Genomic DNA, 19,470 nt, shown 5'->3' with positions numbered 1-19,470 from the left:
GCCATTGCCAATCGCGTGGGCCGCCTCGTTGACGGCGCCGGGCAGCCGGCCGCGGCCGTCCGCCCCAGCGGCCGGCTCCGGGGCGCCTGGGCGCGGCCAGGCTCAGGCGCTCGCCGGACGCTCGGGCGGGCTGCCCAGGGGAAAGCGCGTCTGCGCCAGCGACTCCAGCCCGAACTCCGCCAGCAGCGCCTGCAGGCGCTGGGCCGCGCTCGCCTTCCGGTGGCCGGTGCGGCGGGCGATGATCAGCTCGTTCTTCATGCTGTGCTCCCAGCCCACCAGCTCGGTCACCGTCACCTGGTAGCCCTGCGCTTCCAGGTACAGGCAGCGCAGCACGTTGGTCAGCTGGCTGCCCACCTCGCGCGTGTGCAGCGGGTGGCGCCACAACTCGGCCAGCGGCGTGCGCGCCAGGGCCAGCGCCTTGTGCTGGCGCAGGCTGGCCGCCACCTCGGCCTGGCAGCAGGGCACGAGCACCATGAAGCGCGCCGCTTTGGCCAGGCCGAAGGCGATGGCGTCGTCGGTCGCAGTGTCGCAGGCATGCAGGGCCGTGACCATGTCGATGCGCGCGGGCAGCGCGTCGGACTGCGTGGACTCGGCCACCGACAGCGGCAAAAAGCGCATGCGCTCGAAGCCCAGGCGCTGCGCCAGTGCGCGCGAGCGCTGCACCAGTTCCTCGCGCGTCTCGATGCCGTAGACGAAGGCGTTCGCGCGGTGGCGCAGGAACAGGTCGTAGAGGATGAAGCCCAGGTACGACTTGCCGGCGCCGTGGTCGGCCACCGTGGCCGCGGCGCCGCCCTCCGGCAGCTCGGCCAGAAGCTTCTCGATGAACTGGTAGAGGTGCTGCACCTGCTTGAGCTTGCGGCGCGAGTCCTGGTTCAGGCGCCCGTCGCGCGTGAGGATGTGCAGTTCCTGGAGCAGTTCCACCGACTGGCCCGGTTGCAGCACGTCGGCCAGCGCGGCGGTGGCGGATTCGGCTGCGCCGCCCTTGCGGGTGCGCGGCGCGTCAGCGTTCGGGGTCGGACGGCTCATGTGCGGTCTCCGGGTTCGATGCCGCCGGCATGCGGCCCGACGTCCAGCGCGCGCCAGCCTTCGGGGCCCAGGGCTTCGAGCATGCGGATGTTGCGTTCGTAGATGTCGGCTGCGTCAGGCACCGCGGCCACGGCGCGTTCGATGCTGGCCTCGCGCAGCAGGTGCAGCGTGGGATAGGGGGACTGGTTGGTCGCATTGCCCATGTCGTCGGGCTCCGTGCCCGCGAACTGGAAGCGCGGGTGAAAGCTGGCCAGCTGCAGTTCGCCTTCATGCCCGGCCTTGCGCAGGCGGCGTTCGGCGCGGGCCGTGAAATCGTGGAAAGTCAGGAAGTCGGCCAGCGCCTGCGGAGCGATCAGCAAGGTGGTGTCGCGCACATCCGCCGGCAGCTCGCGCAGCGCCTGCGCCTCGTCGAGCAAGGCCTGCATCAGCCCGTCGGCATCGTCGCCGGGCCAGACGCGGCAATGCACCTGCCCCTTCACATGCACGGCCTTGGCGAAGGGGCACAGGTTCAGGCCGATCACGGCCCGTTCCAGCCAGCGCACGGTGTCGGCGATGGCCTGCGCATCCAGCGGCGTCATGCAGCCTCCCGGTCGGCGCGGCACAGCCGCAGCGCGGCCAGCACGCCCAGCGCGGAGCAGGCGAGCGTGAACAGCCAGGTCCACTGCCAGCCGCCCGTGCGGTGCGCGATCCAGCCCACCACGGGCGGCGCGGCAAACTGGCCCAGCGACGAGATCTGCTGCATCAGCCCCACGGTGGTCGACACCGTCTGCGGCCCGGGCGCCACGCGCACCGACAGCATGAACAAGGTGGCGGGCACCGCACCGCCGCCCATCGAGAACAGGCACACGGCCAGGTAGCGCAGCCCCGGCGGCAGGCCGCCGCCCTGCCCCTGCGCGAAGGCCGCCGCGCTGCCCAGCACCATGCAGCCGAAACCCAGGCACAGCAGGCGCAGCGGCGGCCAGCCGGCCTGCAGCATGCGGCCGCCCACCACGTTGCCGACCATGTTCAGGGCGGCGGCCAGCGCGGTGAGCGCCGCGGTGGCCCCGGCGGCCAGCCCCGCCTGCACGTAGATGGTGGGCAGGAAGCCGATCACCGACATCCATTGCGCCGAATAGAGCCCGAAGGCCAGCGCCGCGCTCCAGGGGCCGGCGGCGCCCAGCGTGGCGCCGAGCCGCGCGCGCCACGCGCCGGGTGCGGCCGCCCTCGCCTGCGCCCGGGGGTCGGGCGCCACGGTGGCCGCGATCAGTGCGGCGGCCAGCGCCGACAGCCCGGCCACGCCCCACCACCAGGGCCGCCAGCCCGCGGCGCCGATCAGCCACGGGCCCAGCAGCAGGCCGAGCGCCACACCGCCGGGCATGTAGGCCCCCCATAGCCCGAGGGCCCGTTTTTCCATGCCGGCGGGCGCAAGCCGGCGGATCAGGCCCGGCGCGGGCATGACCGCCAGCAGGAAGCCCAGGCCTTCGAGCACGCGGCAGCCCAGCAGCCAGGCCACCGGATCGACCGCCGGCACGGCCAGGCCACCGGCCGCACCAGCCAGCGTGAGCAGCGCCAGGCCGATCAGCATGCAGCGGCGCAGGCCCAGCGTGTCGGCCGCCAGCCCTGCCATCAGCCCGAGGGCCATGCCGGCCGCCTGCACCAGCGACAGCAGGAAGCCCCCGGCCACCAGGCCCAGCCCCAGGTCGTGTTCCAGGGCCGGCAGCGCGGGCGGCAGCTTGCCCACGTGCAGCGCCGCAGCCACCCCGCCGGCCACCACGGCCCCCACCGGCGCCGCCTTCAGGCCAGCCATCGGCCCCCCGTCAGGCGGTCGTGCTCACGCATGGCGAATCGGTCGGTCATGCCGGCGATGTAGTCGGCCACGGCGCGGTGGCGGTCCTCGCGCATCGCGTAATGGGCCGGCAGCGCCAGCTCGCCGCCCGCGTAGGCCGCGAACAGGTCGCGCACCGCCTCCTGCGCGCGGCCCGTGGTCTGCACCACCTGCGGATGCCGGTACAGGTGCGCGAACAGGAAGCGCTTGAGCGCCGTGGACTGCGCGCGCATGCCCTCGCTGAACTGCACCAGCGGCGGCGCCTGGCGCACGGCCTGCGCGTCATCGATGCCGTGCGCCTGCAGCGCGGCGCGCGTGCTGTCGATCACGTCGTAGACCTGCGCGCTGAGCATGCGGCGGATGGTTTCGTACAGCAGGCGCCGCGCATCCAGCTGCGGATGCTCGGCCAGCGTCTGCCGGCGAAAGCCTTCGAACAGCGGCACGTCGGCCAGGGCCTCGAGGCTCAGCAGGCCCGAGCGCACGCCGTCGTCGATGTCGTGCGCGTTGTAGGCGATCTCGTCGGCCAGGTTGCACAGCTGCGCCTCCAGGCTGGCCTGCGTGCGGTCCAGAAAACGGCGGCCCACGCCCCCGGGCTCCTGCGCCTCCAGCTTCTCGGCGTTGGCGCGCGAGCAGTGCTTCAAGATGCCCTCGCGCGTCTCGAAGCTCAGGTTCAGGCCGTCGAAGGCCGGGTAGCGCCGCTCCAGCGTGTCGACCACGCGCAGGCTCTGCAGGTTGTGCTCGAAGCCGCCGTGCGCCTTCATGCAGTCGTCGAGCGCGTCCTGCCCGGCATGGCCGAAGGGTGTGTGGCCCAGGTCGTGCGCGAGCGCGATGGCCTCCACCAGGTCTTCGTTCAGCCCGAGCGGCCGCGCAATGGAGCGCGCCAGCTGCGCCACTTCGAGCGAATGCGTGAGCCGCGTGCGGAACAGGTCGCCTTCGTGGTTCAGGAAGACCTGCGTCTTGTAGACCAGCCGCCGGAAGGCCGTGGAATGCACGATGCGGTCGCGGTCGCGCTGGAAGGCGTCGCGCGTGGGCGCCGCGGCTTCCGCGTAACGCCGCCCGCGCGAGGCGGCCGGGTCGCTGGCGTACGGGGCACGGCTCATCGCCAGGCGGCGGCGCTCAGGCCGGCTCGCAGCACTCGGCCAGCACCTCGCGCACCAGCGCGTCGGGCGCCGCGCGCATCACGGCGGAACCGGGCCGGTCGATGAGCACGAAGCGGATTTCGCCGCCCTCGGACTTCTTGTCCACGCGCATCAGTTCCAGGTAGCGCTCGGCACCCAGGGCCGGGCCGCGGGTGGGCAGGCCGGCACGCGCGACCAGGCGCACCAGCCGCTCGGCGAAGGCCGCGTCCACGCCGCCCAGGCGCTGCGACAGGCGGATGGCCATCACCATGCCGCAGCCCACGGCCTCGCCGTGCAGCCATTCGCCATAGCCCAGGCCCGCCTCGATGGCATGGCCGAAGGTGTGGCCGAAGTTGAGGATCGCGCGCAGGCCCGCTTCGCGCTCGTCCTGGCCCACCACGGCGGCCTTGATCTCGCAGCTGCGGCGCACCGCATGGGCCAGCGCGGCCGGCTCGCGGGCCACCAGCGCGTCGATGTTCGCCTCGATCCAGTCGAAGAAGGCCATGTCGGCGATCGGGCCGTACTTGATGACCTCCGCCAGGCCGGCCGCCACCTCGCGCTGCGGCAGCGTGCGCAGCGTGTCCAGGTCGCACAGCACGCGCTGCGGCTGGTAGAAGGCGCCGATCATGTTCTTGCCCAGCGGGTGGTTGATGGCGGTCTTGCCGCCCACCGACGAATCCACCTGCGCCAGCAGCGTGGTCGGCACCTGCACGAAAGGCACGCCGCGCATGTAGCTGGCGGCGGCAAAGCCGGTCATGTCGCCCACCACGCCGCCGCCGAGCGCGAACAGCACGGTCTTGCGGTCGGCGCCGCGCGACAGCAGCTGGTCGAAGATCCGGTTGAGCGTGGGCCAGTCCTTGTGCGCCTCGCCGTCCGGCAGTTCGAGAACGTGCACGGCCTTGAAGCGCCCCTGCAGCGCCTGCACCAGCGCCTGTGCGTACAGCGGGGCGACCACGGTGTTGCTCACCACCAGCGCGGTGCTGGCGGCCGGCAGACCGGCATAACTGGCGGGGTCGGCCAGCACGCCGCTGCCGATGAGGATGGGGTAACTGCGCTCGCCCAGGTCGATGTGCAGGGAAGAAACGGCAAGAGAAGGCGAAGCCATGCGGGAAGTGTAGTGGCCGGCCCCTGGCCGCGCCGGGGCGAGGCGATTCAGCCGCGCGGGGCCGGGACAGGCGCTTCGGCAGCGGGCGGCGCCGGAGCGCGCACCACGCCCAGCTCCACCAGCAGGTCGTGCAGGATGCGCGTCAGCACCGTCACCGAGGCATGGCCGGTGTCTACCACCGCGCCCGCCACTTCGCGGTAGAGCGGATCGCGCGCGTCGTAGAGGCTGCGCAGGCGCGCCAGCGGGTCGGCCACCTGCAGCAGCGGGCGCTTCACGTCGTGGCGCAGGCGCCGGTACAGGGCTTCGGGCGACGACCACAGGTAGATCACCTGCGGGCCGGCGCGCAGCATGTCGCGGTTCTCGGGCCGCAGCACCGCACCGCCGCCGGTGGCGATCACCGACGCCACCGCGCCGCACGAGTACTCGGCGATCACGCGCTGCTCCATGTCGCGGAAATAGGCCTCGCCCTCGCGCTCGAAGAGTTCGCGGATCGTGCAGCCGGCGCGCTCCTCGATCACCTGGTCCAGGTCGACGAAAGGCCAGCCCAGGCGCTGCGCCAGCCGTCGCCCCAGCGCCGACTTGCCGCTGCCCGGCATCCCGACCAGCGCAACGGAGACTGGGGGCGTGGAAAGTTCGGGCATCGGAGGCAGGTCTCTGGAGTACTCGCCGGATGGTAACAAGCGGGGCATGGCGGACCGGCGACCTTTGCGACGGCCGGCCCATGTCCAACGCCCGGCAGCGGGTCGCGATCGCTGATAGGCTCGCGCGCTTTGCGCGCATTCCGCGGGCGTCGCCGAAAGCAGATCCCGCGCGGCGCGGCGGCCCTTGCTTCCTTCATGACCTCTCCCTCTTCCGGCCATCACCGCCTGGCGCTGGTGCTGCTGCTCACGGCGCCCGCCTTCTGGGCCGTGAACGCCCTCGTGGCGCGCGCCGCGCCGGGCCATATCGAGCCGAACCTGCTGGCCCTGCTGCGCTGGGCCATCGCGGGCCTGCTGTTCGCGCTGCCCACGCGGGCCGAACTGTGGGCGCATCGAACCCATTTGCGCGCGCACGCCTGGCGCTACCTGCTGCTGGGTGCGCTGTCCATGTGGATCTGCGGCGCCTGGGTCTACATCGCGGGGCGCACCACCTCGGCCGTGAACATCACGCTGATCTACACCGCCTCCCCGGTGCTGATCGCGCTGATGTCGGTGCTGTGGCTGCGCGAGCGCCTGAATGCGCGGCAAGGACTGGGCATCGTGATCGCGCTGGCGGGCGTGACGCACGTGGCCATCCAGGGCCACTGGAGCGCGCTGTCCTCGGTGGTCTGGGTCACAGGCGATGCCTGGATCGTCGCTTGCGCGTGCGCATGGGCCCTGTTTTCGGTGCTGCTGCGGCGCTGGCAGAGCCCGTTGTCGGTCGCGGCCCGCCTGGCCGCGATCTGCGGTGCCGGCTGCCTGGTGATCGCGCCCTTCGCTGCCTACGAGCTGTGGGCGGCCGAGGGCCCGGCGATGACGAGCCGCGGCCTGGGCCTGGCCGTGCTCGCCGCGCTGCTGCCCGGCTATGCGGCCTTCTTCATGAACGCGCTGCTGCAGCGCGAGCTAGGCGCCGCCCGCGCCGGGCTGGTGCTCTACCTGACGCCGCTCTATTCCGCCGCGCTGGCATGGGCACTGCTGGGCGAGCAGTTGCATGGCTTTCATGCGCTCGGCGCGTCGATGGTGATGGGCGGGCTGTTCCTGGTCAGTCGGCGCTGACAGGCGCGGGTTCGGCGCGCACCGCGGCCGAATGACGGGCCGCATTTTCAAGGCTAAACCGAAGGGCCAAGAGGCCCCGCTTTCTGTTGACCCTCGCCTGTGCTGGCGGAGACTGTGTCCGCATAACTGACGTCCGGCGAGTTCCAAGATAGCCCACAAGTCATTGATATTATTGAATTTTTTAAACAAATCCATCCAGCGGCATCCATCGATGTCCGGCAACAGCCGATGTTTTTTGTGGGCACAATGTGGGACAGGAATCTCCACTGCCGCCCATGCCCAAGGTCCTTGCTGAACTCTCTTCCCGCGCCGTAGCCGCGCTGAAAACCGAAGGTCGGCATGCCGTGGGAGGCGTACCCGGCCTGCACCTACGGATAGCCAACGGCCACAAAGGCTGGGTGTTGCGCATCACGGTCGGCGAACAACGACGCGATATCGGCTTGGGTCCATTTTCGGAGGTTGGCCTGGCCGAGGCGCGAGAGAAGGCGCGTGAGATGCACAAGGCGGTGCGTCAAGGGGTTGACCCGTTGCTCAGCAAGCGCGCTCAGCGCAGCGCTCTGGCAGCGCGACAAGCCCTGGAAAAGACCTTCGACGACTGCGTGACTGAGTACATCGCGTCCAAGTCGGACGAGTGGAAGAACCCCAAACATCGGCAGCAGTGGGAGAACACCCTCAAGGCATACGCAACCCCGCACATTGGTAGCCTGCTAGTCCAAGATGTTGAACTGCAACATGTGCTGAAGTGCCTGGAGCCGATCTGGAAGACGAAGAACGAAACGGCGTCGCGCTTGCGCGGCCGGATCGAGTCCGTCCTGGACTGGGCCACCGTGCGAGGTCACAGAAAGGGCGACAACCCGGCGCGTTGGAAGGGGCATCTGGACAAAGTGCTCCCTGCCCCCTCGAAGATCCAAAAGGTCGCCCACCACGCGGCGCTGGCGATCGACGACATGCCAGCCTTCACGGCTCTGCTGCAGCAGCGAGATGGCCTGTCCGCGCGAGCGCTCGAGTTCGCGATCCTGACAGCTGCACGGTCTGGTGAGGTTCGGGGGGCGGTCTGGGAAGAGATTGATCTCGGCGCGGCGCTGTGGATCATCCCTGCGCAGCGAATGAAAGCGGAACGAGAACATCGCGTGCCACTGAGCAAGGCGGCGGTGGCCCTGTTGCAAGCCCTCCCCCGCCAGCCCGACACCGGGTTGGTTTTCCCGGGCACGAAAGGGCGACCGCTCTCGGACATGAGCCTGTCCGCAGTCCTGCGGCGCATGAAAGTCGATGCAGTGCCCCATGGCTTTCGCTCGACGTTCCGCGACTGGGCAGGGGACCGAACGGAGTACCCCCGGGACCTGGCCGAGTTTGCCTTGGCCCATGCGATCGGAAACAAGACTGAAGAGGCCTATCGGCGCAGCGCTGCCGTAGAGAGGCGGCGCCAAATGATGGAAGACTGGGCGATCTTCGCTGGCTTCCAAGTCCCCTCCCAGGCGAACTCGCAACCCGCAGCGTGAACTCGGGTACAGCAAGAGAGAAGACGTCGTGCGCACGCTCAATGGCATCACTGCACAGCGCGGCCTGCCGCGCACGATCAAGACCGACAACGGCAGCGAGTTCATCTCTAAGGTGATGGACAAATGGGCCTATGAGCGCGGTGTGGAGCTCGACTTCAGTCGGCCAGGCAAACCCACCGACAACGCCGCCGTCGAAAGCTTCAATGGTCGGCTGCGCCAGGAGTGCCTGAACGCGCACTGGTTCTTGTCATTGGCCGACGCACAGGCCAAGATCGGGGCTTGGCGTCAGGACTACAACGAGAGTCGCCCCCACTCTGCGCTGGGGTGGGCGACACCTGCCGATTTCGCCCGCCGTTGCTGCCTGCAGGCGGCAACGGCGATTTCAGAGGAGCCGGGAAAGTTTACTTCCGAGCGGTACTGATTCGGGTACAGGGTCACGGGCATGGAGCCAGGCACGTATCGCGTCAGGCATCGTCAATGGTCGGCCTCACGGCGCTGCCCGAACCCGTGACAGCAGGTATCAGCGTGAGCTGATGCCCATCTCTCGGATCTGCCTGGTCACTTGCGCATACTCTTCGGCGAATTCGGTCGTCGCCTCCGCCGGGGAGTTGCCCAGAGGATCAAACCCTAAGCCCTCGAGGTAGCGCATGATGTCATTGTCCGCGATGGCGTTGCGGACAACTTGAGACATCTTGGCCTCGACCCCGGGCGGCATCCCGGCGGGCGCGACAAGCGCAATCCAGGTGCCATTGCCGGTGAGGAATGAGTCGACGCCCGCCTCCTTGAACGTGGGAACCTGCGGCAGCAGCTTCGAGCGTTGCGGGCCCGTCACGGCTAGCGCCTTCAGGCGACCATCCGCCACCAGCGGTCCCGCCTGCATCGGCGCGGCAAAGCACGGCGGCAGTTGTCCGCTGATCACATCGTTGATGGCCGGTCCGCTGCCCTTGTAAGCGACGTCTAGGAACTTCGCGCCAGTTTGCCGCGACACTGTCTGCATGACCAACTGGGGCAGCGACCCAGGTCCGAACGATGCGTACGCTAGAGGCGCGCTCGCTGCTCTGGCTTCGGCGATCAGCTCCTGCAGGCTGTTCGGCTTGATGGAGGGGCTTGCAAGCAGGACAAAGCCGTTGGCAGCGATCTTGGTCATGAACCTGAAGTCTTGGTCCGGCTGGTACGCCGTCTTCGTGGTGGCGACGACGGAGATCAGCGGATCCGGCCACACGACCAGGAAGGTGTAGCCATCGGGTTTGCTCCGGGCCACGTCGGCCGCGCCGATGGCACCGGCAGCGCCCGGCTTAGAGCGGCTAACAAAACGGTGGGAGATGGCGAATGCAGATAACGCAGCAGGCCAGCGAGAGCAACGCGACATGAATGTCGATGCGGCGCTCGAAACGAGTACGCAGCTTGCCGAAGGCGGCCAGCCAGGCGTGCGTGCGCTCGACCACCCAGCGATGACGCCCGAGCCGGTCGTTGCGTTCGATGCCGCGCCGGGCAATACGCGCGGTGATCCCCAGCTTGCGCAGGTGAAAGCGGCAGCGAGCATAGTCATAGCCCTTGTCGGCATGCAGTTTGTGCGGCCAGCGCCTGGGCCGACCGCGACAGCCACGTACCGCTGGCAACGCGTCGACCAGTTGCTCGAAAACCACCGAGTCATGCCGGTTGGCGCCCGTGACGCAGAAGATCAGTGGGATGCCTTGGCGGTCCGTGATGATGTGGCGCTTGCTTCCGAGTTTGCCCCTGTCCGTGGGGTTGGGGCCGGTGTAGTGGCCCCCCGGGGGCTGGCCACACTGGCCGCGTCCATGCTCGCACGGCTGAAGTCCAGTTTGCCGGCGCCGCGCAATTCACCGAGCAACAACAGATGCAGGCGATGCCACACGCCCGCAGCCTGCCAATCACGCAGACGCCGCCAACAGGTCATGCCACTGCCGAAGCCCAGTTCCTGGGGCAACTCCTCCCAGGGAATGCCGGTGCGCAGCACGAACAGAATGCCGTTCAGGGCCATCTCGTCGCTCACTCGTGGGCGACCGCCTTTGGCCGAGGCAACGACTACCGGCAACAGCGGGGCAACCTTCTTGAACAGCGCGGCGCTGATTTCTCTATTCCTGTTTCGACCCATGCCTCATCAAACACCAATCAAGCGCTCGATGATGACATGGTTTTGTTAGTAGCTCTAAGTGGCACAGTATGTCTACCCGCCTGTTCCGGCACCCTGCCCAGCCGACATCACCATTCGAAACGGCCTACAGACGGCGCTCCCGAATCGATGCGATACCCCATCGCCCGATAGCCACGCTGGCGCTTGTCCCACATCCGCAGCAAGGCCGGATGCCCCGTGTCGACGAAGTCGATGATGCGCACGTCGGTCTTGCTGGCGTGTTCCCGGTGCAGGCGACCGGCGTATTGCTGCAGCGTGCCTTTCCACGAGACGGGCATCGCCAGCACCAAGGTGTCCAGTGGTGGATGGTCGAAGCCTTCGCCAACCAGCTTGCCGGTGGCCAGTAGCACGCGAGGCGCGTCCGGCGACAAGGCATCGAGCGCGGCGATCAACGCGGCGCGCTGCTTTTTTGACATCCGGCCGTGCAACACGAACGGTTCCGGCACCTGATCGGCCAACGCGCTGCGAATGGCGTCGATGTGCTCGGTGCGTTCGGTCAGCGCCAGCACCTTGCGGCCTTGCCGGAAGGCATCGGTGATCGCGCTGGCGATGGCTGCCGTGCGAGCCGCGTCTTGTGCCAGATGCCGGAACACATCCTGGATGCCCGCCTCCGCTGGCAGAGCGATAGGCGACTCGATGAACTGCGGCGTCACCGCCAGATCGTGCGGCGCGTCAAGCGGCGGTGCCGCCTTGTGCCGGATCGGCCCGCACTGCATGAAGATGATGGGCTGTTGCCCGTCGCGGCGAATCGGCGTTGCCGTCAGGCCGACCACGTGTTTTGCCTTCGCACGCCGCAGGATGGCGTCGAAGGACGCTGCACCGACATGGTGGCATTCGTCCACGATCACCTGCCCGTAGCTTTCCACCAGTGAATCGACCTCACCTTGACGCGAAAGCGATTGCATTACCGCGATGTCGATCTGACCGGTGGGCTTGTTCTTGCCGCCGCCGATGACGCCGATCACATCCTTGCCTGCATCCAGGAATGCGGCAAGGCGCACCTGCCACTGTTTGAGCAGTTCCGTGCGGTGCACCAGCACCAAGGTGTTGACGCCACGCCGGGCGATGATCGCTGCGGCCGTCACCGTTTTGCCGAAGGCCGTTGGCGCGCACAGCACGCCAGCATCGTGATCCAGCATCGCCGCCACGGCGGCTTCCTGGTCTGGGCGCAGCGTGCCGCTGAAGCCGACGGCGATGGTTGTTCCGGCGTGGCGCTCATCGCGTAGGTCGAGGCGAATGCCGTTGTCCACCAACAGGTCGCGCGCGGCGTCAAAACACCCGCGGGGTAGCGCGATGTGCCGCGGAAAATTCTCGGCGCAGCCGATGATGCGCGGCTTGTCCCACACCGACATCCGCATCGCCTGCGCTCGATAGAACTCCGGATTCTGAAAGGCTGCCAGCCGGATCAGGCGATTGGCCAGCGCCTGCGGCAGTTGCGCCTTCTCGAAATAGATCTGATTGGCCAGGACTACGGTCAGCGATTTGGGCATCAGACCGGCCAGCTTGGCTGGCTTGCTTTCCCGCTTCCACGGCGTGGCCAGATCCTCGTCGTCGATGAAGGTCACGTCCAGCGGATGCGCGCCGCCCGTTGCGCGCAGGATGGTCGGTTCGATGTCGTGCGCGGGCATCCGCGCAACGGATGCGAGAAACGCCCACTGGTCGGGATACGGCTGCAGGTCAGCATCCACGAATACGCTGAACCCCCGCTCGCGTGGCTTCTTCTGCAAAGGCAAGGCAATCAGATTGCCGAAACCGCCCTTGGGCATCGTGTCCTGATTCGGGAACAGCCGGTCGTAGGACGTCAATTGAAGTTGGCGGGTGCGCGTACAGGCGTGGCTGATGATGGCCGTACCCAGACGACGCGCATCGCGCGCCGATACAGCACTGGCGAAGAACACCCAGGCGTGCGCGCCCTGGCCAGAGCGGGATATCTCCAGCGCCGCCGACACGCCCAGTTCAGTACAAGACTGGATGAAGGCCTTGGCATCCTCGCGCCAGTCGGCCTCATCGAAATCGACTGCCAGGAAATGGCAGGTGTCGCCTTCCAGCAGCGGATAGACGCCGACGGTGTGCTCGCCGGCCAGATGGTCGTAGATCACCGAATCGGTCAGCGGCTGCAAGACACGGTGAGCGCAGTCGCCACATTTGATGCGCGGCTTCTCACAGACGCCCGCGCGCCACTCGTTGGCGCAGGCCGGGGCATAGCCAGACTTGCCGCTGGTCTTGCCTTCCCAGCGGATCGGATACACATCCGTGCGACCGCGAAACAACGTTCGGAACAGCGCCACCTTCTCGTCGGTGGTCAGCCGAGAGATCTCCGCAACCGCAGGCGTATGCGCCTGCGGCGGCAAGCGCCACGCGATGCCGTGCGCGTCCAGCAGTGCGGTCAGGCGCGCGTTTTCGGCGCGCAGCGATGCCAATGCATCGGTGTCGATCATGCCAAGACCGCTTCTTGAGCAGCGGCATCGCTCGCAGCGTCCCTGCATGCCTGCGCAGACGGCCCACGCGAGAAGTACCCATCGAGACTGCCGCAAGCAGGCAGGATGAGCTGACGCCGCCGCAGGCAGAACGGCAGCACCCAAAGCCGCAGGCCTGACGATTTCGGAAACTCGAACACTGGCAGCGCCTTGTTCAAGGCATCCGTCTTCGGATAGATCAGCACCACGTCCCCTTGGCCGTCGAGGTAGTTCTGGCCATAGGCGTGGAGTTGGTAGAAGTCGCCCTGATCCAGGCCATATTTGTCTGAGCCCGTGGCCTGCGAGCCATCGATCAGCTTCCACTTGGTGTCCAGCACCAAACGATTCGCCTTCAATGACTGCACCAACAGATCGGGTCTCAGGCGGAACCAGTTCTGTTCGATGTGCCTGACCAAGGACAGGCTGCGGGCCTGCGTGCGCAGCGTGAAACCTCCCTCAAGTTGCCGTGCAAGGTGCTTGGCGACAAAGGCCTCGAACACCGCCTCCATCGGAAACAGCAGGGACGGCGCATGATGACCACCCGCACCGGTGAGCGGCGATTCATCCTCCAGGATCAGTCTCGCCCAAGCCAACGCACCTTCGTAATGCGCCATGCCCCGATCCAGGCGCACTCGCTGAAAGTCCGTGGCGGGATGTTCCGATGCAGGCACGTCGGCAAACACGAAGCACAGCTCGCGTGCCAGTTGCTGGTTGGCCTGCGCGGCTGTCCAGCAAAGCACTCTTCGCAACGCCGCGTGCAGCAAACGGTTCTCCGGTCGGTTGGGCGAGAACTCGTCGAACTCGGCAAAGAATCGGTCGCGCCGACACAGGTTGTGCCGCAGGTGTGCTGCCATTCGCAGCTTGCCGCGCAGGGCAAACAAGTTGTCTTGCTGCGTCCTGAAATCGCTGCGCAGTCCGCGTTTGACGAGGTGCTGCACGGCGCGCAGGAATTCAGCGATGAACACTTCTAGCAAGGGCATACAGGTGGCGAACAGCTTGGCGCTGTCGGTCTGGATGTGGCGAAAGCCGCCCAAGCAGCGCAGCATTTCGATCAGCAACTGACGCGCCTCGACATCGCCCCCGCCAATGGCTTTGCCGACTTTTGGCAGCACCTCGATCTGATAGCCATCCGGTGCCCGCATCACGCCTACGAAATTGGTCACCTGTACGGCGCGTCGCCCGCGTCGCTGGGTCAGGCGCAGCCAGGGCGTTTCACCCACCTCGGCCAGGCGCAGCGCCTGCGCTTCCAGCCAGACAAACACCTGCGGCGGCACCGTGCGCAGCCCAACGCCATCGGTGACACCGGCGGCGGCAGCCACCAGTGCATCGAATTCGTAGATCAGGGTGTGCGCCATTCGCCCCCCCTCACGCCAAGGGCTGGTAGATGCCGAGGTAGGCAGCAGGGTTGGCGAACGCCGAGGCCTGGAGTTGATGGCGGCGCTGGGTGGCGTAGCTGTCGAGCCCGTGGTCGTCGCCAAACAGGTCACTCAATGCTTGCTCGTGAGCGCCGCTCTCGGTGATGAACTGAGCGGCATCGGGCTTTTGGTTGTCGCCCAGCACCAGTCGAATCTTGCGCCAGTCCTCAAAGAAGTATTCCTCCAACAGGGGCAGCACGCGATTGCGGAAGGTATCGGCCAAGGCCTCGAACCGCTGCGCGCCATCCGTCGTGCGCCACAGGTGGGTGAAGTAGGCGTGGCCGATGCAGTGATCACGGTCGTACAGCGCCTCGATGCGTTCGTTGATGCGTTCCAGCAACCGGCGCACGTCGATCTCGCCCGCGTCCGTGGTCACAACCAAGCCCGCCAGCGGCGCACTGTGCGTCTCATCGGGCACTTTCACGGCGCGCGTGTCGGGCAGCAGCGGCACGAAATCGAAGCGGCGGCGCAGCGCCGTATCCAGCAAGGCCAGTGAACGATCCGCCGTGTTCATCGTGCCGATGATGTCCACATTGGCAGGCACTGAAAACTTCTCGCCCGAATAGGCCAGCGTCAGTTCGATGGGCGGCTTGCCGCCATCCTGCGGGTCGCGCTTGTCAGGTTCGATCAGGGTGATCAGCTCCCCAAAAATCTTGCTGATGTTGCCCCGGTTGATTTCGTCGATGACCATCGCAAAGCGCTGATCGGGCGCCTGCCGCGCCTTGCGGCAGAGTTCCTTGAACGCGCCAGGGCGAATTTCGTATTCCACTTCGCCCGCTTCGGCATCGCCATTCAGCACGGGGCGCAAGCCCTCGACGAATTCCTCGTAGCCATAGGACTGGTGGAAGGTCACGAAGCTGTAGCGCTGCACCGTGGCGGTGTCCTGTTGGCCCGCCTTGAGCTGATCGACCAAGGTGACCAAATCGGCGCACGCATCCTGCCAGTCCCCAGCGAACTGCCACACCGAATCCGCCGTCTTGTCGAACACGGCCGGGCTCAGGCGCTTTTTCAGCTTGACCGTGGTGGACTCCTCGACCGTGTGAGTCTGCAGGGTGCGCCACAGCGTTTGCCGCACACTGCGGTTCGAGCCGTTGGCAGCGGTCATGGCCTGAATGAACCGGTGCTCCGCAATGTCCGCGACCTTGGCCTTGCCGCCCAGGTCATACAGTGCGGCAGCGGCCCCTTCCCACCACTTCAGCACGGCCACCTTCTCGGCAATGACCTGCGTGCGCCATTCTTCGGTCGAGATGGACGCGGCCTGCGGCTCGTAATCGCGCTTGAGCAGTTGCATAAGCGTGTAGGTTTTGCCGGTGCCGGGCGGGCCGTAGTAGATGCGGTTGAAGCAGGTCGCGTTGCGCTTGTTGCCCGTGCCCGGTGTAGCGACCGGCGGCGGTGCCACGCCATCGCCCAGGCTGGCCGCCTCGATCGGCTCACCGGCCAGCGCGGCCAGTTCGGCCAGATCGGTGCCGAAAAATGGCTTGAGCAAGGTGGATTCGAATTCCGGCAGATCGTGCGCGCCCACCTGCCAGAAGGTCGAATTGCCCTGCGGCGACCAGTTTTTGGAGTTGGCGGTGTAGCGGTCGGTGCGCTGCGCGGGCTTGAGCACGCGGTAGCTGCGCTGCAACCAGCCGTCGCCCTTGGCGCAGGGCATGGCCGCCGACGTGAATTGGCCAATGCGCTGCGGGCTGTTGCCGTGGCACAGGAAGAACAAGGCACCCAGCGGTGCCTCGGCAAACTTCTTGCCTTGCTCCTTGCCGGTGTCGCGGTGCATCACCGCCCATTGCCCATCCAGATACTGCTGGCGCTCGGCGTCGGTGAAGTTGGGCGGGTTGCCGTGCGAGAGCTTCCAGACCGCCAGATTCTTCTGGCTCCAGGCCTCCCACACCTGCCGCCCGAATTCCAGAATGCCCAGCGCCTCGGGCCGCTTGGCCAACGCGGCCTTCTGCAACGCGGCCATCGACTGGCTGGCCGTGCCGCCCGTGAACACCGCCAGCGGCGCACGCTTGAAGATGTCCACGATCACCGGCGCTTGACGATTTTGGTAGTGGAAGGCGATCTTCCACTTGGTGGCTTCGCCCAAGTGATCGAAAGCCTCAATGCCGTCCAGATCACCGTTTGCGGCCAAATCCGCGACCTGCCCAATGTAGCCCCGTACTTTTTCAAAGGCTTCTTCGGCCGTTGCCCCCAGAGAGGAGTACCAGCCGTGGGTATCGGAGTAGCTGCGGTTTTCCGCACTCTCGCGGGTTTCAAGATTTTTGCGCGAGAACACGCCGAACTTGAACGACGAGCCTCCCCAAATGCTGCCCAGCTCATCCAGGCGCGATTCGATCCAGTAGGTGAAGCTGTCCTTCGACCCCGCCTGGCTGTAGTCGTCCAGAGTCATCGTGGCCAGACGGGAGGCGGGCCAGACCGACAGGAATTCATCCCACAGGGCGTATTGCTTTTGGAAGTCGCTCACTTCAGCACCTCCTCAACCCAATCCCAGCGCTTGTCCTTGACCATCACGAACCGGCAACGACCTTCCGACAGGTTGGCCCACAGGCCTCCGATCAGGCGGTCATCTTCAGCCCCGTTCCATCGATCCGCCCCTTTGTATTCAACCGCGAGAATCGGTCCCGGTTGGCCTGCCGTCCCTGGCAACTGGCATAGAAAGTCCGGGTAGAAACGGCCATCGGCCTTCTGCAAGAAAAAAGAACTGCCTTCGCGCCGAACGAGGTTGCGCACCCAGAACTGAATTCGGCCTTGTTGCGCCCACATATCCAATTGGCAGGCACACTCGAACTCTTCCTTGCTGTCAAAGTCGCCTATCCGCCCGTAGAAGTGCTTGCGGAAATCGAAGTGTCCAAAGCGCCCGTCGTAGTCACGGCTGGGCGCGTATGCTTGGGCGTGAAACTCGAAGGCGTATTGGTCGGTCACCGCCACGCGCGTGGCCGCATCGTCACCAAATAGTGCCTGTTGGAAAGCCTTGCTAACGGCCTGCTTGCGCAGTTCACGAATGCGCGCCTCGACCAGATTGCGTATCAAGAACTTCTGCAAGTTGGCGCGTGCCAGCGTAAAGCCTTCCCGGCGCAGCAAATCGGTGAGCCACGCAGCGACAAACGTCTGCTTACTGGCGTGGGTCAGTGACGGCTCGGGCAGGTTGCGGCACAGCCAGGTGGCAATGCGGACTTCATCCCAGTTTTCAGGTTGATAGACAAGGCCCAGATCACGCTGCAGATCGGGTAAAAAGCGCGAAACCACGTGGCCGCCATCATCGATATCAATCTCGCCACCTTCCGACACTTTCAACGCGGCACCCAAGGCCGTCAGGTCATCCGCTGTCGGCGCAGCATCGTAGGGTGAGAGATCCCACGGATACTCCAGCACCTCCGGGTCATCAAACAGCGCCAGCTCACCCTGCACACGTAACGCCAACTGCGGCACGCGGAACCGCTCGCCCAACTCCGCAGGCGTCTGGAAGAATTCAATCGCCGTAGTGCGGCTGACTTCGGCGGCTTCCACAATCGCCGCTGCCGCAGTTTCGGAAGTGACCGATGCCTTAAGGACTTCGGCTTCATCTTCCGTGAGCGGCGTGCTGATGGTCAGCGTATTGAGCTTACCGTCCCAACTGACCTTGTCACGCACCGGCTTCGGCACGCTCTTCAGGTTAGGCTTTTCGGATAACGTAATCGCAACTGGCCGAACGACCACGCGCCCGGCGTGGCCCTCCAAGTCCAGCCGCGCTTGCTCGGCCTTGGCGGCAGTAACGAACTCGGTCACTTCGCGCCGCTCGAAACCGGCACCGGCCACCAGACGGTCGCGCAGCGCACCTGCCGTCTCGGCAAAGTTGCGCGACGCCACGAAGGCATAGGATTGATTCAATGCCTTGGCCTGCCGATGGCTGGCACCGGGCTGCCGCAGCACGCGCCCGAGCAACTGCTCCACCGCCGTGGCCGATGACAGCGAGGCCATGCTCACCAGAATGTAGGCAAACGGGCAGTCCCAGCCCTCGGCCAGCGCCTTCTGGGTGATGACGAACTTCACCGGGCAAGCTGGATCGGCAATGCCCAGTTTGTAATCGGCATCGATCTGCTCCAGCCCCTTTTCCTCGCCAGTGGCCACCACGATTTCGCTGGCGGGAATGCCGTGATTGGTGATCAGCTCGTTCTTCACCTTCTCGAAATCCAGCGTCTCGATACCGGCGCGGCGCGGTTCAGACTGAATCAGCACCAGCGGGCGCAGATAGGCCGCACCTGCGCGGCGATCTTCATCGGCCAGCTTGTGCAAGGCATCGCGGCGGCCAATGGCATCGGCCAGGCACTGCTGCCAATTGGGTTCGGTTTCCAGCACCACCGGCAGCTTGATCATTTCTTCCGCCTTCAACTCGGCGGCGGAAACGCTGTGCAGCACGTTGGTCGGCGTGCGCTCCAGATCGGGCGTGGCGGTCAGTTCCATCACTCCGCTGGGGCGGAAGCGCGCCAGCATGTCGAAGGCCAGTTCTGTGCGGCTGTTGTGCGCCTCGTCAACAACGACGAAGGGCCGGCGCAGGCGCAGCACGTTAGCCAGCGAATACGGCGTGGTGCGCTCGCTGCCCTCGCCCTCGGTCAGCAACCCGTCGCGCTGCGTCGGTGACAGGTTGTCGAAGTGGTGCATCAGTGCGCCGCTGGATTGATACACCTTGCGGCATTCTTCCTCTTCTACCTGGAACGCCTGGCGCGTGGCGACGATCACCGTGGTCGAGGTGTCCAGCGTGGCACGGGTCACGCTCTTGGCCTCTTCCAGATCCAGCACCGTGATCGGCCCCGCCTCGCGCAGGGCAGCGTGATACGGGTGACTGCGATCCTTCAGTGCCTTGATGGTCTGCTCGCGGATCGGCTTGCTGGGCACCAGCCACAGAATCACGCTGTGCTCGCAACGCAGCAAGAGCGTGTTGACGAGTTGGAGGCTTTTCGCCGCCAGCCAGGTCTTGCCGCCGCCAGTGGGCACCCGCAGGCAGAAATACGGCATATCGGATGGGAAACCCGACAACGGGTTGTACGGGTTGCCGCGCCCCCACAGGCGTTCGGTGGTGGCGGTGAAAGCAATCGAGGGCGAGGGCAGTTCGTGGCAGGCCTTGAAATAGGCTTCCACGCTGTCGAGCACTTGCTGCTGATAGATTTTCGGTGCGAATCCGGACATGG

General features: G+C 66.4%; 14 protein-coding genes and 1 pseudogene. 3 read left to right on the top strand and 12 right to left on the bottom strand.

The window, feature by feature from the left end:
- Positions 1-102: 102 nt before the first annotated feature.
- From LG388_RS02085 to LG388_RS02060, 6 genes are read right to left on the bottom strand one after another with little or no spacing between them, the layout of a single operon-like run.
- Positions 103-1,026, bottom strand: a complete 924-nt coding sequence (locus LG388_RS02085) for an SAM-dependent methyltransferase (protein ID WP_225781187.1) — start codon at positions 1,024-1,026, stop codon at positions 103-105.
- Positions 1,023-1,604: a DUF1415 domain-containing protein gene (locus LG388_RS02080; protein WP_225781186.1), complete on the bottom strand. Its 582-nt coding sequence runs from the start codon at positions 1,602-1,604 to the stop codon at positions 1,023-1,025. Before LG388_RS02080 ends, LG388_RS02085 begins: the two co-directional genes overlap by 4 nt.
- Positions 1,601-2,812, bottom strand: coding sequence for a CynX/NimT family MFS transporter (locus LG388_RS02075; RefSeq protein WP_225781185.1), 1,212 nt, complete (start codon positions 2,810-2,812; stop codon positions 1,601-1,603). The genes LG388_RS02080 and LG388_RS02075 overlap by 4 nt, the downstream gene beginning before the upstream one ends.
- Entirely contained in the window at positions 2,800-3,930 is a 1,131-nt protein-coding gene (locus tag LG388_RS02070; protein ID WP_225781184.1) for a deoxyguanosinetriphosphate triphosphohydrolase, read from the bottom strand. The genes LG388_RS02075 and LG388_RS02070 overlap by 13 nt, the downstream gene beginning before the upstream one ends.
- 16 nt (positions 3,931-3,946) lie before the next feature.
- Positions 3,947-5,053, bottom strand: a complete 1,107-nt coding sequence (gene aroB, locus LG388_RS02065; protein WP_225781183.1) for a 3-dehydroquinate synthase — start codon at positions 5,051-5,053, stop codon at positions 3,947-3,949.
- Positions 5,054-5,100: 47 nt separating this feature from the next.
- A complete protein-coding gene (locus tag LG388_RS02060) occupies positions 5,101-5,694 on the bottom strand; it encodes a shikimate kinase (RefSeq protein ID WP_225781182.1) in 594 nt (197 codons plus the stop codon).
- Positions 5,695-5,889: 195 nt separating this feature from the next.
- On the opposite strand from LG388_RS02060, the gene LG388_RS02055 reads away from it, so the two are divergent.
- From LG388_RS02055 to LG388_RS02045, 3 genes and pseudogenes are all read left to right on the top strand, one after another.
- Positions 5,890-6,786, top strand: a complete 897-nt coding sequence (locus LG388_RS02055) for a DMT family transporter (protein WP_225781181.1) — start codon at positions 5,890-5,892, stop codon at positions 6,784-6,786.
- Between the two features lie 275 nt (positions 6,787-7,061).
- Positions 7,062-8,285, top strand: a complete 1,224-nt coding sequence (locus LG388_RS02050; RefSeq protein ID WP_225781180.1) for a site-specific integrase — start codon at positions 7,062-7,064, stop codon at positions 8,283-8,285.
- A 19-nt stretch (positions 8,286-8,304) separates the two neighbouring features.
- A pseudogene (locus LG388_RS02045) lies at positions 8,305-8,706 on the top strand (integrase core domain-containing protein); the annotation flags it as partial.
- 99 nt (positions 8,707-8,805) lie between these two features.
- Here LG388_RS02045 and LG388_RS02040 read toward each other — a convergent pair.
- The 6 genes from LG388_RS02040 to LG388_RS02015 all read right to left on the bottom strand — a co-directional run bounded on the left by LG388_RS02040 (position 8,806) and on the right by LG388_RS02015 (position 19,468).
- A complete protein-coding gene (locus LG388_RS02040) occupies positions 8,806-9,654 on the bottom strand; it encodes a tripartite tricarboxylate transporter substrate binding protein (RefSeq protein WP_225781179.1) in 849 nt (282 codons plus the stop codon).
- Positions 9,590-10,401, bottom strand: a protein-coding gene (locus LG388_RS02035) for an IS5 family transposase (protein ID WP_225781170.1) whose coding sequence is annotated in 2 segments (ribosomal slippage) — positions 9,590-10,065 and positions 10,065-10,401 — 813 coding nt in all. Because the reading frame shifts where the segments join, the coding sequence is not laid out codon by codon here. The genes LG388_RS02040 and LG388_RS02035 overlap by 65 nt, the downstream gene beginning before the upstream one ends.
- A gap of 107 nt (positions 10,402-10,508) precedes the next feature.
- Entirely contained in the window at positions 10,509-12,878 is a 2,370-nt protein-coding gene (locus tag LG388_RS02030; protein WP_225781178.1) for a DEAD/DEAH box helicase family protein, read from the bottom strand.
- Complete coding sequence (locus LG388_RS02025; RefSeq protein WP_225781177.1) at positions 12,875-14,251, bottom strand: McrC family protein; 1,377 nt, start codon at positions 14,249-14,251, stop codon at positions 12,875-12,877. Before LG388_RS02025 ends, LG388_RS02030 begins: the two co-directional genes overlap by 4 nt.
- 10 nt (positions 14,252-14,261) lie before the next feature.
- A complete protein-coding gene (locus LG388_RS02020) occupies positions 14,262-16,769 on the bottom strand; it encodes an McrB family protein (protein WP_225781176.1) in 2,508 nt (835 codons plus the stop codon).
- The gene (locus LG388_RS02015) at positions 16,766-19,468 is read right to left on the bottom strand and encodes a DEAD/DEAH box helicase (protein ID WP_225781175.1); all 2,703 of its coding nucleotides are present in this window, start codon (positions 19,466-19,468) and stop codon (positions 16,766-16,768) included. The genes LG388_RS02020 and LG388_RS02015 overlap by 4 nt, the downstream gene beginning before the upstream one ends.
- Positions 19,469-19,470: the final 2 nt, after the last annotated feature.

Origin of the sequence: Xenophilus sp. Marseille-Q4582 (assembly GCF_916700565.1) — a bacterium.
Classification (GTDB): Bacteria; Pseudomonadota; Gammaproteobacteria; order Burkholderiales; family Burkholderiaceae_C; genus Xenophilus.
The sequence above is the reverse complement of the archived record's forward strand: the minus strand, read 5'-3'. Positions and strand labels throughout refer to the sequence as shown.